The 12,273-nt window shown below is 61.2% G+C and carries 11 protein-coding genes and 1 rRNA gene; 7 read left to right on the forward strand and 5 right to left on the reverse strand.

The window, feature by feature from the left end:
• The 4 genes from rrf to B0E42_RS24205 form a co-directional block, all read left to right on the forward strand.
• A 5S ribosomal RNA gene (gene rrf, locus B0E42_RS24190) occupies nt 1-100 on the forward strand; the annotation flags it as partial.
• Nucleotides 101-248: 148 nt separating this feature from the next.
• Nucleotides 249-908, forward strand: coding sequence for a paraquat-inducible protein A (locus B0E42_RS24195; RefSeq protein WP_018604579.1), 660 nt, complete (start codon nt 249-251; stop codon nt 906-908).
• Complete coding sequence (locus B0E42_RS24200) at nt 895-1,518, forward strand: paraquat-inducible protein A (protein ID WP_077507939.1); 624 nt, start codon at nt 895-897, stop codon at nt 1,516-1,518. The genes B0E42_RS24195 and B0E42_RS24200 overlap by 14 nt, the downstream gene beginning before the upstream one ends.
• A complete protein-coding gene (locus B0E42_RS24205) occupies nt 1,511-3,814 on the forward strand; it encodes a PqiB family protein (protein WP_018604584.1) in 2,304 nt (767 codons plus the stop codon). The genes B0E42_RS24200 and B0E42_RS24205 overlap by 8 nt, the downstream gene beginning before the upstream one ends.
• Nucleotides 3,815-4,055: 241 nt before the next feature.
• Here B0E42_RS24205 and mksF read toward each other — a convergent pair whose 3' ends face one another.
• From mksF to mksB, 3 genes are read right to left on the reverse strand one after another with little or no spacing between them, the layout of a single operon-like run.
• A complete protein-coding gene (mksF, locus tag B0E42_RS24210) occupies nt 4,056-6,896 on the reverse strand; it encodes an Mks condensin complex protein MksF (RefSeq protein ID WP_018604586.1) in 2,841 nt (946 codons plus the stop codon).
• On the reverse strand, nt 6,893-7,594 hold the full coding sequence (gene mksE / locus B0E42_RS24215) for an Mks condensin complex protein MksE (protein ID WP_018604588.1): 702 nt from the start codon (nt 7,592-7,594) through the stop codon (nt 6,893-6,895). Before mksE ends, mksF begins: the two co-directional genes overlap by 4 nt.
• Nucleotides 7,584-8,864, reverse strand: coding sequence for an Mks condensin complex protein MksB (gene mksB / locus B0E42_RS24220; protein WP_018604590.1), 1,281 nt, complete (start codon nt 8,862-8,864; stop codon nt 7,584-7,586). The genes mksE and mksB overlap by 11 nt, the downstream gene beginning before the upstream one ends.
• Before the next feature lie 181 nt (nt 8,865-9,045).
• Here mksB and B0E42_RS24225 point away from each other — a divergent pair, with 181 nt between their 5' ends.
• Nucleotides 9,046-9,825 (forward strand): hypothetical protein, encoded by a 780-nt coding sequence (locus B0E42_RS24225; RefSeq protein ID WP_064106943.1) that lies wholly within the window; start codon nt 9,046-9,048, stop codon nt 9,823-9,825.
• Nucleotides 9,818-10,270, forward strand: a complete 453-nt coding sequence (rimI, locus tag B0E42_RS24230; protein ID WP_003205585.1) for a ribosomal protein S18-alanine N-acetyltransferase — start codon at nt 9,818-9,820, stop codon at nt 10,268-10,270. The genes B0E42_RS24225 and rimI overlap by 8 nt, the downstream gene beginning before the upstream one ends.
• A gap of 175 nt (nt 10,271-10,445) precedes the next feature.
• On the opposite strand, the gene B0E42_RS24235 is transcribed toward rimI, so the two are convergent.
• A complete protein-coding gene (locus tag B0E42_RS24235) occupies nt 10,446-10,850 on the reverse strand; it encodes a hypothetical protein (RefSeq protein WP_018604595.1) in 405 nt (134 codons plus the stop codon).
• Nucleotides 10,851-10,981: 131 nt separating this feature from the next.
• Here B0E42_RS24235 and can point away from each other — a divergent pair, with 131 nt between their 5' ends.
• Nucleotides 10,982-11,626, forward strand: a complete 645-nt coding sequence (gene can, locus B0E42_RS24240) for a carbonate dehydratase (protein WP_003205581.1) — start codon at nt 10,982-10,984, stop codon at nt 11,624-11,626.
• 10 nt (nt 11,627-11,636) lie between these two features.
• Here can and B0E42_RS24245 read toward each other — a convergent pair whose 3' ends face one another.
• Nucleotides 11,637-12,170 (reverse strand): hypothetical protein, encoded by a 534-nt coding sequence (locus B0E42_RS24245; RefSeq protein WP_053181905.1) that lies wholly within the window; start codon nt 12,168-12,170, stop codon nt 11,637-11,639.
• Nucleotides 12,171-12,273 lie beyond the last annotated feature (103 nt).

Here is a 12,273-nt window from a genome sequence, read left to right on the forward strand (position 1 = left end):
CATTGGAACCACCTGATCCCATCCCGAACTCAGCAGTGAAACGATGCATCGCCGATGGTAGTGTGGGGTTTCCCCATGTGAGAGTAGGTCATCGTCAAGATTAAATTCCGAAACCCCTATCTGCTGACGCAGGTAGGGGTTTTGTTTTTTCCCGCAGGAAAGTCTGCGAAAGCTCGTGATAAATTTGCACAGTTATTTCCGAGCTGGAGCACTAGAATAGCCCCACTTTAGCTGAGCCAGAGCTGTTTATGCCCGATCCGTCAGACATTGATAGGTTGTCAGATCTACCCCTGAGCGATCTGGTGGCGTGTCATGAGTGCGACCTGTTGATGCGCAAGCCTCAGCTGGCCCATGGTGAAAAAGCCGAGTGCCCCCGCTGTGGCTATGAGCTCTATGCTCACCGGCACAATGTAGTCGAACGCAGTCTTGCCTTGGTGATCGCCGCCCTGCTGTTATATGTGCCGGCCAACTTCTTACCCATCATGCAACTCAATCTGCTCGGGCAGTCCTCCCAGGACACCGTTTGGAGTGGCGTGGTCGGTCTGTTCGATACCGGTATGCAAGGTGTATCGGCGGTGGTGTTCCTGTGCAGCATGGGTATTCCACTACTCAAGTTGCTTTGCCAGTTGGCTGTGCTGCTGACCATTCGCTTGGACGTTGGCCGTAGCTACGGTTTGCTGCTCTACCGCATTTATCACCATTTACGAGACTGGGGGATGCTTGAGGTCTACCTCATGGGCGTGCTGGTGGCCATCGTCAAGTTGGCAGACATGGCGGCCATGACCATAGGCCTTGGCCTGGTGTGCTTCATCAGTTTGTTGCTGGTCCAGGTCTGGTTGGAGGTGGTGATGTCACCGCATCAGGTCTGGCAGGCGTTATCAGGAGAAGATGCCCATGCGGGCGATTGATGCAGGGATTCTGATCTGTGCGGAATGCCATGAGTTGAATCGGCAGGATGCTGAAGCCGACAACCAAACCTGTACTCGCTGCGGCGCGCTGGTTCACCCCCGGCGCCCGAACAGCTTGATGCGAACCTGGGCATTGTTGATCACAGCCGCGATTCTTTATATTCCGGCCAATATGTTGCCGATCATGACCGTCAACTCGCTGGGCCAAGGCGCCCCGAGTACGATCATGTCCGGCGTCATCGAGTTGGTACAACACGGCATGATTCCTATTGCCACCGTGGTGTTCATCGCCAGTATCCTGGTGCCCACTTTCAAGCTGGTGGGTATCGCCTTGTTACTGTTTTCCGTGCAGCGGCACCAGCCCATGTCGGCGCGGCAACGCATCCTTATGTACCGTTTCATCGAGTTCATTGGTCGTTGGTCGATGCTCGATATTTTCGTGATCGCCATTCTGGTGGCGGTGGTGAATTTTGGGCGGCTCGCCAGTGTCGAAGCCGGTCTCGGCGCGATTGCTTTCGCCAGCGTAGTGATTTTGACAATGATTGCCGCAGTAACCTTCGATCCCCGACTGATTTGGGATAACACGGAGTCGGATGACGACCATGACTGATTTGCCTACCGCTAAAACCCGACCGGCTTCGAACTGGTCGGCCATCTGGGTCCTGCCGCTGATTGCGTTGATCATCGGCGGCTGGCTCGGCTGGCGGGCTTATAACGAGACCGGAATCGAGATCAATGTGCGCTTTGAGAGTGGCGAAGGCATCCAGGTCAACAAAACCGAAGTCGTCTACAAAGGGATGCCGGTCGGCAAAGTGACGGCCCTTACACTCGATGACGAAGGCAGCTCCAAGGGGGTGGTCGCGACGGTCGAGATGAACAAGGATGTCGAGCAATACCTCAAGACCGGAACACGTTTCTGGCTGGTCAAGCCGAGCGTGAGCCTGGCCGGTATCACCGGCCTGGAAACCCTGGTATCGGGCAACTACGTGGCTATCAGCCCGGGTGAAGGCGAATCGGCCCGTAAATTCAAGGCCTTGGTCGAAGAGCCACCCCTGTCGGATGCCAAGCCGGGTTTGCACCTGACCATCAAGGCTGAACGATTGGGGTCGCTGAACCGCGGCAGCCCGGTGTTCTACAAGCAGATCCAGGTCGGCCAGGTGAAAAGCTACCTGCTCTCCGAAGACCAGCGCACCGTCGAAATCAAGGTCTTCATCGAACCGACCTACGCCAGCCTGGTGCGTAAACACACGCGTTTCTGGAACGCCAGTGGCATCAGCATCGATGCCAACCTCTCGGGCGTCAAAGTGCGCAGCGAGTCCCTGGCCAGCATCGTGGCCGGCGGGATTGCCTTCGCCACCCCGGAAAGCCGCAAGGACAGCCCGCCGACGGACCCAAGCCTGCCGTTCCGTCTTTACGAAGACTTTGACGCCGCTGCGGCGGGCATCCGGGTGAAGGTCAAGCTCAGCGATTTCGAGGGCTTGCAGGCCGGTCGTACACCGGTCATGTACAAAGGCATCCAGGTCGGCAGCCTGAAGACCCTCAAGGTCGATCCGGACCTGTCCAGCGCCACGGCTGAATTGACCCTGGACCCATTAGCCGAAGATTACCTGGTAACCGGCACGCAGTTCTGGGTCGTCAAGCCGTCGATTTCCCTGGCGGGGATCACTGGTCTGGAAGCGTTGGTCAAGGGCAACTACATCGCCGTGCGACCGGGAGACAAGGGTGGCGCGCCGCAACGCGAGTACGAAGCCAGGGCAAAGGCGCCGCCGCTGGACTTGCGTTCACCGGGCTTGCACTTGGTCCTGCTGACCGAAAACCTCGGTTCCCTGGAAGTCGGCAGTCCGATCCTCTACAAGCAGGTCAAGGTCGGGTCGGTGCAGAGCTACCAGTTTTCCCGCAAGAAGAAGCAACTGATCATTGGTGTGCACATCGAGAAAGAATACGAAGGACTGGTCAACGGCTCGACACGTTTCTGGAACGCCAGTGGCATCACCCTTACGGGCGGTTTGACGGGCGGGATCCAGGTCAAGAGCGAGTCCCTGCAAAGCCTGATGGCCGGCGGGATTGCCTTCGAAACACCGGAGCCCAATGTGCCGCTGAAAAGACGCATCCCGCGTTTCCGCCTGTTTGCCGATCATGAAGCGGCACAACAGCGCGGCACCGAGGTCACGATCAAGGTCGATCGCGCCGATGGTTTGCGCAGTGGTACGCCGATCCGGTTCAAAGGGTTGGATGTGGGCAAGATCGAGGATGTTGATCTCAGCGCCGACATGCAATCGGTGCTGCTCACGGCGCGTATCACCGAAGTGCCCGAGCGCATTGCCCGGGTCGGGTCCCAGTTCTGGGTGGTCAAGCCGGAGTTGGGGTTGATGAAGACCTCCAACCTGGAAACCCTGGTAACCGGCCAATACATTGAAGTGCAGCCTTCGGCGAAAAACCTCGGGCCGCAGAAAAGCTTCGTGGCCCTGGCCAACCCACCGGAAAGCGCGGTGCCCGAAGCGGGATTGAGCCTGGTGCTGAGCGCGGCCCGCCGTGGTTCGTTGAAGACTGGCGTGCCGGTGACCTACCGCGAGATTACGGTGGGCAAGGTTACTGGTTATGAACTGGGCCAGACCGCGGATCGGGTGCTGATCCATATCCTGATCGAGCCCAAATATGCGCCACTGGTGCGCAGCGGCACACGTTTCTGGAATAGCAGTGGCTTCGGTCTGGACTTCGGTCTGTTCAAGGGCGCGACGGTGCGCACCGAGTCGCTTGAAACGCTTATCCAGGGCGGTATTGCGTTCGCAACGCCGGATGGCGAACGAATGGGCAACCCGGCACGACCGGAGCAGACCTTCCCGCTGTTCGATAAGTTTGAAGATGAATGGCTGACCTGGGCGCCGAAGATCAGTCTCGGTAAGTAAGGTTATTGGATGTAGCACTTGTGGCGAGGGAGCTTGCTCCCGCTGGGCTCTGTAGGAGCTGGCGAAGGCTCGGGCCGCGTTCGGACGATCTTTTGATCTTGATCTTTCGCTCTGGACTCAATGGCAGTGGAAAGATCGCAGCCTCGTTGCACTCGACAGCTCCTACGGACTCAAAACCGGCGCAATAAAAAAAGGCCGCGATCCAATGGATCGCGGCCTTTTTCATGCCCGGCTATTCACCTCACACCGGATCCAGCTCCGGCTCGTCGGCCTGGACATTCACCGTGGCCTTCACCGCATCGTGACGACGGATGTATTTCCAGTCCGCTTCGTCGATGTAGATGCCGTTCGGCCCACTGCCGCCTTCCAGGTCGATGGCGACACTGGCGCAGACTTGCGGCTTCACACTGGCCAGGATCGGCACGAAGCCCAGTTGCAGGCTGGTTTCCAGCAGGGCGGCCTGGTTTTTCTCGTCGATGTCCGCCGCTTCGTCCAGGTAGTACGGCAGGCGCACGCGGCCGGCCTGTTCGCGGTCCATCAGGTGCAGCAACAAGTACATGTTGGTCAGCGCCTTGATGGTCATGGTGGTGCCGTTGGACGCCGCGCCGTCGATGTCGGTGTGGATCACTGGCTGGCCGTTGACCTTGGTGATCTCGAACGCCAGCTCGAACAGGTCCTTGAGGCCGAGCTGGTTGTGGTTCGCCGCCACCAGCCGCGCCAGGTACTCCTTGGCTTCTTCGTTCTTGTTGTCCTGCTCGGCGCTCTGGCTTAGGTCGAACACCGACAAAGTCTCGCCTTCCTCGTACTGGCCGGCGCTGTGGATGATCTGGTCGATGTGCTTGAGCGCTTCCTTGTTCGGCGCCAGGACGATCCGGAAGCTCTGCAGGTTGGACACCTGACGCTTGTTGATCTCGCGGTTGAACAGCGCCAGTTGGTGCTCGAGGCTGTCGTAGTCGCTGCGGATGTTGCGCAGGGTCCGGGCGATGTCGGTCACAGCCGCACGGCGCGCCTTGCCCAGGGTCAGGGCTTCGTCGGTGCGGTGGGCATAGGCGTTGATCAGCAGTTGCAGGCGTCGCTCCATGTCGTCTTCGCTGTCGAACTTGGCCACGCCCTTGAGGCGCACCTGGGCATACAGCGCTTCGATCTGGCCGTCGACCCGCAGCAGCCCTTGCCAGCTGTCCTGGTAGTCATTGAGCAGCGGCAGCAGGTTGTCCATGGAGTCGTCGACCGGGTCCATGAACGGCGTGCCGAACGGCAGGTCCGCCGGCAGCAATTGACGACGGCGCAGGGCGTCGTCGAGGGTGCGTTGCTTGGCTTCCATGTCGGCGATCTGCCGGCCCACCAACTGCAACTTGGCGGACAATTGCTGGACGCGCTCGGTGAAGGCATCGCTGGAGCGCTTGAGTTCGTCCTGGGCGGCTTCCATCTGCGCCAGTTGCTCGAGCTTCTCACCTTCCTCGGCACTCAGGGTCTGGCTGCGACGGAAGTCTTCCAGGGCTTTTTGCGCATCCAGGACCTGCTGGTACAGCGCCTCGGTCTGGGTCTTGCTCGCGGCGCGGTCGGCGGCCACGGCTTGCTGGGTCTTGAGCTGCTTGAGTTCTTTTTCCAGGCGCTCTTTCTGGTCGCGCAACGCGGCCCGGTCGGCCAGGGCTTGCAGGGCAGGTGGCTCGATGTGGGACAGGTCGATGGACAGGCCCGGCACTTCGAAACGCTCGCCCTTGAAGCCGTCGAGGATCAGCTCCATGGATTTGACCCACTCGCCATTCTCGTCCAGCGCGATGCCGTGTTCGCCCAGTGGCAGGCTGAACAGGGCGCTGTTGAACAGGCGCATCAGGCGTTCGACGTCCTGCTGCGAGAACTCTTCCCGCAGGCGGGCGTAGCTGTTGTTGTCGGCGTGATCGAGTTGCTGCTTGACCGACTTCAGGCGTTTTTCCAGGTCGCGCAGGCGCTCTTCCAGGTCCTCGGCGCTGAACTGCCGGGACTGGGCCAGGGCGCCGGCCAGTTCGTCGTGAGCGTCCTTGGCGGCGAGCAGTTGCTGCTCCAGGACCTTGACGTCATCCACCAGGGCAAAGCGATGTTTGAGCACCGACAGTTCGCCGAGCCAACGCTGGATGCCGCTGATTTCCCGTTCCAGGCGCATCAGTTCCTGAGTACCGCCGCGCTGGTCGTTCTGCAGCGAGTCCTGCTCGTTGCGGTAGTGTTCGGCCTGGATGGTCAGCTCTTCCTTGCGCGCACTGGCGTAGTCCGACCAGGTGCCGAGCAACGAATCGAGCAATGGCGACAGGCGATGCAATTTGCCGCGCAGGCTATCGCGCTGCTTCACGCCATTGGCCAGGGCTTCCACCAGCGGACCGGCCGCCACCAGGGAGTTGTAGTCCTGCTCCATGCGGCGTACGTCGCGGAAGGCTTCTTCGCACGCGGCGATGTAGTCCACGCTGCCGGAGCGCAGGCTGTGTTCGAACGCGTCGAGGAACAGTTGCTTGAGCTTGGCTGCAGTGATTTCGCGCATGTGCAGCAGGTTGATGAACAGTGCGCGGAAGGTCTTGAGGCTTTGCTCGCTGGTGGAGCGCAGCGGGATCAGCGTCAGGTCCAGCGGGATCGAGGTGTGGCCACCCACCAGCAGGCGTCGCAGTTCATCCGGCTTGAGTTCGTAGGCTTTCAGGCCTTCGCGCTCCAGGTTGGTGAACAGCTCTTTCTGCCGCAGGCAGGTGTCATTCTTCTGATAGTGGGCCAGGTCCAATTTGCCGGCGTAGGCAAAGAACTGGTGACCGAAACCGCCGCCAGGGCCGCGACCGACCACGCCAATCACGTGTGGGCCGTGGGGCAGGGCGACTTCCACCAGGATGTAGCTGGTGTCCGAGGCAAAGTAGAAACGCCGGGATTGCTCCAGGCTGTACTTGCCGAAGCTCATGTCCGACATGCGCGCCAGGATCGGGAACTGCAAGGCGTTGATCGAGGCGGATTTACCGAGGTTGTTCGCGCCGTACACCGACAGCGGTTCTTCCAGCGGGAACAGACCGAGGCTGTAGCCGGCGGTGTTCAAAAGGGCAAAGCGGCGGATGCCGTAGCGTTCCTTGCTCATGCGTCGGTCTCCTGTTCTTCGGCAATGGCGCGGGCCAGTGCGTCTTCTTCGCTCTCGGCATCAAAGGGGCTGAGGTCCAGCGGATCGTCGGTCTGCAGCAGCTTCTCGTCGCTGTCTTCGTCGATCAGCACCGGCACCGGCAACGGCAGCACGCTGTGCAGGCTGGCGGCCAGGTCGCGGTCCTGCTGGACCGACAGGCACACGTCGAGGAAACGATGCATCGGCGGCAGGAAGCGGTACACGCCGTTCTCTTCGCTGGCAAAACCCAGTTGGGTCATGCGGCGCATGATTTTTTCTTCCAGCTCTTCCTGGGTCTGTACTTCGGCCTGGATGAACAGGTCGCGGTATTTTTCCAGCAGCGAAGGCAGCTCATCGCGGCCCAGGCTGCCGCCGTCGAGCACGGCAATCGGGTCGCGGCCCTGGTCGGCCAGGTGCTCGACTAGGATAAAGGTGAACAGGGCCAGGCGCTGGGCGGTCTTGTTGACTGCCGCGGCGGCCAGGTCCGGCACGAAGTAATAGAAGCCACGGGTGTCGCATACCAGTTCGAAGCCCAGGGCCTTGAACAGCGTGCGGTACTGGTCCTGGAAGTTCGACAGTTGCGCGTACAGCTCCGGGTCGCGGCGGCTGACGTGGTAGCCCTTGAACAGCTCGCGGAAGATCGGCGCCAGCTGGGACAGTTCGGATAGATCAAGATGCATGGGGGATGCTCGCAGAATCCTCGGCGGCGGTGTCGCCGGCCGAGAGCAGGGCGAAGGAGCGCAGGCTGACCTGATGCTCGTGAGTGTGATAGTCGCGGCGTTCCAGACGCTCGCGCTTGAAACGTTTTTCCCGCGACAGGCGCGAGAACCAATACAGCAATTCGTCGGTGGCGCCGTCCGGTTCCTGTTCCAGCAGCCAGGTCATCAGGTCCGGCATCGGCAGGGCATCTTCGCAGCGCTCGACCATCTCGCGCACGGTGCGTGGCGCACGCGGTGCCTCGCCGCCCTTGTGGGTCCTGTGGGACTTGGGGAAGCGCGCCGGTTTCGGCTCGAAACGGGCCAGCGCATAGACGTAGGCTTCGACCTGGCTGGCGCTGCCCAGGAAGGTGCTTTGCGGCCGGGTAAACAGCGGCATGGCGGCCTGCGGCACGGCATCGATGCCTTTGCGACGAATGGCGGCCAGGGCCAGAGCGGCGCCACGGGTCACGGCGTTGTGGCGGCGAGCCTCTTCGCGCAGCGGCAGGAGCAGTTCACGGGCATGCCGCAGGGTCAGCTGGGCGCTGGTCTGCATCTCGAGGATGCGCGCGTGGGTGCGCAGCAGCATGTCGTCGTCCACCAGATGGCCGAGGCGCTGCTGTTCGGTGAGCATGCGCAACAGCACGTTCTCGACCTTGCGCACGCCTTGCTCGAAGGCGCCGTCGGCATTCACCAGCTGGATCATCGGTTCGACGTATTCGTCCCAGGTCGCCAGCACTTCGGCGTAACGCTGGCGCAGCGGGATCTGCCGGTCGCTGGTCTTGGCCCGCTCGGCCACGGCCACCAGGGCCTGTTCGTCGTTGGCGAGTTTCTTGAGCACGTCGCGCACGCGCATGTCCAGCAGGCGCAGTTGGCGAGCCAGGTCGTTGCCGTCGCGAATGTCGAAGGCGTCCTGGATGTAGCCGGCCAGGCGCTCGAGGTGACGCAGGTAGGCTTCGATCTCCAGGCACAGGCCCAGGCGGTGTTCGCGGCGCAGGTAGGCGAGGAAGTCATGGATCTGGGCGTTGAGCTCGAAGCGGTTCGGGCTTTTCGCCACCGGTACGAGAATGTCCAGGCGGATCCACACATCCAGCAGGCTGGTGATGTCCTGGGGTGTGCTGTCCAGCTGTTGGGCGGCCAGCTGTGAACGCAATTCGTTGAGGCTCAGGGTGCCCTGGTCGAAGTGCTCGCACAAAGGTTCCAGCAATGCCCAGTGTTCAGCGAGGGCGCGCAAGACGCGCTTGGGTTCGATCATCGCAATGGCCGTCGGGTTGGCAATTAAAAGCGGCGATTGTACTGCATCGGGCCGCTTGCGATTCACCCCTTGGACGGACTGTCGTTTGCTATCGATCAACTATTGGCTCAACAGGGAAGCGATCCGCGCCGAAGGGCGGTAGAATCCCTCCCACTTTCAGTTATCCACAAGTGGCCGACCCTTGCTTATCGAGTCCCGTCGCCGCGCCTATCTGACCGCCATGCAGGTGGTCAACTGGCTGCCGCGTACCGAATTGCCGTTCGCCGCCCCGTCGCGGCCCGAGCTGCTGGAAACGCCCGAGCCCGAGTACATCGCGCCGGTCGTGACCGCGCCTGTGGCCAAGACGGTCGCCGAGCCGGTGGCGCCCGTGGTCGAACGGCCAAAAATCGAAGTGCCGCGTCCAAGCCTGGCCTCGACCCGTACCAACGCCAAGCCGGTGGAGGAGGTTGTCGAGGCGCCGCCCAAGGCGCCCTACGTCGCGCCGCCGCGTTTCGCCCTGCAACTGTTGCGGGCCGGGCGTTGCCTGCTGTTGGTGGAGTTGCCCACGGGTGAGCCGTTTCAAAGCCGCGATCCAGCCTATCTGCTGCTCAAGGACATGCTGCGCGCCGCCGGTCTGCCGGACAGCCCGCAGATCATTGGCGAACCGGTGCGCTGGCCGCTGTTGTCGCGCGGCACCATGGACCAGGGGCCCGAAGCGGCGCGGGATTTCGTCCAGGGTTTCGTTTCGGCGCGCCTCGAAGACGAGCCCTGCGTGTGCCTGTGGCTGATCGGCCTGCCCGCGGTGAAATTTGCCGGCGAGGCGGATGCCGAGGCGTTCAATCGTGAACTGCAGGTCGAAGGCCTGGGCTCGGCCTGGGCGTTGCCCGGGTTGGAACTGTTAATGGAAACGCCACAGCGCAAGGCTGATGTCTGGCAAGCCATGCGCCGGCTGATGGCGCGCTGGAAAGAATCGAATGAGTGACGCTGTATCGTTCCGCCCGATGACCGAGGCGGACCTCGACGCTGTACTGAAAATCGAATACGCCGCCTATAGCCACCCCTGGACCCGCGGGATATTTCTCGATGGGCTGGGCAAATACCAGATCTGGCTGATGTTCGAAGGCCAGCAGCAAGTGGGCCATGGCGTGGTGCAGATCATCCTGGATGAGGCGCACCTGCTCAACATCACCGTCAAACCGGAAAACCAGGGCCGTGGCCTGGGCCTGCGCCTGTTGGAGCACTTGATGTCGATTGCCTACAAGGCCGAGGCCCGGGAATGCTTCCTGGAGGTGCGCGACAGCAACCGCACGGCGTTCCGGCTGTATGAGCGCTATGGCTTCAATGAAATTGGCCGGCGCCGGGATTACTACCCGGCAGTGGGCGGGCGTGAGGATGCGGTGGTCATGGCGTGTACCTTGGTGGACTGAACTGCCACGCCCCCCTGTGGGAGCGGGCTTGCTCGCGAAGACGGCGGTAGATTCGACATTGATGCAAACTGATCCACCGCCATCGCGAGCAAGCTCGCGATGGCTTCGGCACATTCGACAATGATGCAAGCTGACCCACCGCTTTCGCGAGCAGGCTCGCTCCCACAGGGTCTGGTTAGCGCTTGCCATCCAGCGGATCGATAGCGGCCATTTCTGCCTCGTCCAGTCCATCACCCCCGCCAATATCATTTTCATCCACCACACTCAGGTCCCAGTCCGCCTGTTCGTCGCCGCCGGCCTCGAAGGCATCCCGGGCGCCGTCTTCGCGAATGAGGGTTTCCGGGCTCATGTCGTCGTCGGTCGATTCGTGATCATCCGTCGAAGCCCCGGTCAGCCCGGCTTCGCGCACGCGTTCGCGAGGCATCAGCTGTTCGCGCTCATCTTTTGGCAGTTCGTCACCGATCTTCGCGCTGGGTTCTTCTTCGTCGAATTCCAACTCATGCATCGAGCCCATGCGATCCTCGTTGTCGTCAATGGGTTCCGGTTGCGTCGCATCGAAGGGGCGTCGTGAATCATTCATGGCAATTCCTCATACTGTGGGCCTTACTGGTGTCGACCGGCAGCGCATCCAGGAATTCCAATGCATCGCGACGTGACCTCGACCGGCGGTCGTTTGTCACAGTTGCGCACTCTCAATCGAGGCTAGACAGCATGAACGAATTACAAGATCTGATTGATAACAACGCGCGTTGGGCCGATGCGATCAAGCAGGAAGATCCTGACTTCTTCTCCAAGCTGGCTCGTCAGCAAACCCCGGAATACCTGTGGATCGGCTGTTCCGATGCGCGGGTGCCAGCCAACGAGATCGTCGGCATGCTGCCGGGCGATCTGTTCGTGCACCGCAACGTGGCCAACGTAGTGCTGCACACGGACCTCAACTGCCTGTCGGTGATCCAGTACGCAGTGGACGTGCTCAAGGTCAAACACATCCTGGTCACCGGCCATTACGGCTGTGGCGGCGTGCGTGCCTCGATGCAGGACCGGCAACTGGGCCTGATCGACGGCTGGCTGCGTTCGATTCGCGACCTGTACTACGAGCATCGCGAGGCGTTGGGCCAATTGCCGACCGAGGAGGAACGTGTCGATCGCTTGTGCGAGCTGAACGTGATCCAGCAGGTGGCCAACGTCGGCCATACCAGCATCGTGCAGAACGCCTGGCACCGTGGGCAGAAACTGTCGATTCATGGCTGCATCTACGGCATCAAGGACGGACGCTGGAAGAGCCTGGACACCACGATCAGCGGTTTCGAACAGTTGCCGCCGCAGTATCGGTTGCGTCCGGTCGACGCGCCTTGAGTCCGGTTCGTCAGTCGCGGTGACATTGACGGCGCCAGTGCCGTAGAAACTTCATTCCCTGCTCATTGGGCGGTTCGTCATAGCCGGTAATCCAGCCATGACAGTTGGACGAACCGCACCGGCAGGCGAACTGTCGATACAGTTTCTGTTCGGTACTGGCGTAGTCCATCGTCAGGCAGTCACCTTCATCGATACGGGCCAGTGACCACAGCCACAGTTCGCTCATGTCGAGGAAGACATTCGGGTTGCAGGAATGCAGCAGCAATCCTGCGAAGTGTGGGTCATACATGTGGACGTCCGGCAGGATCTGCAGCGTGTGCAGGCGCCGTCGGCTCACCAGTAACCCCGAAACCCTGCACATCCTCGTCATGGGCGCGAATGGTTTACGGGCGATGATGCCGTTGCCGTTGCCGCGGCCGTCGGTCGTGCGATGCACTTCGAAATCGTGCACCGAGGGGTAGCCCAGGCGGGTGCTGAGTGGTTTTTCCGGGTAGATGCAATCCCGGTGCTGTGAACAGGCGCGATCTGTGATGAACGTGGTCATGACAGTCCTTGTCGGTGCTAAACACTCGACTTTCTGGCGCTGGCGATCCTGCCGGCGGTCGTTGAAAAAACCCTGATAGCTTCGCCCAAGTCGGGGGCGTCAT

Source organism: Pseudomonas sp. A25(2017), from assembly GCF_002001065.1.
Classification (GTDB): Bacteria; Pseudomonadota; Gammaproteobacteria; order Pseudomonadales; family Pseudomonadaceae; genus Aquipseudomonas; species Aquipseudomonas kilonensis.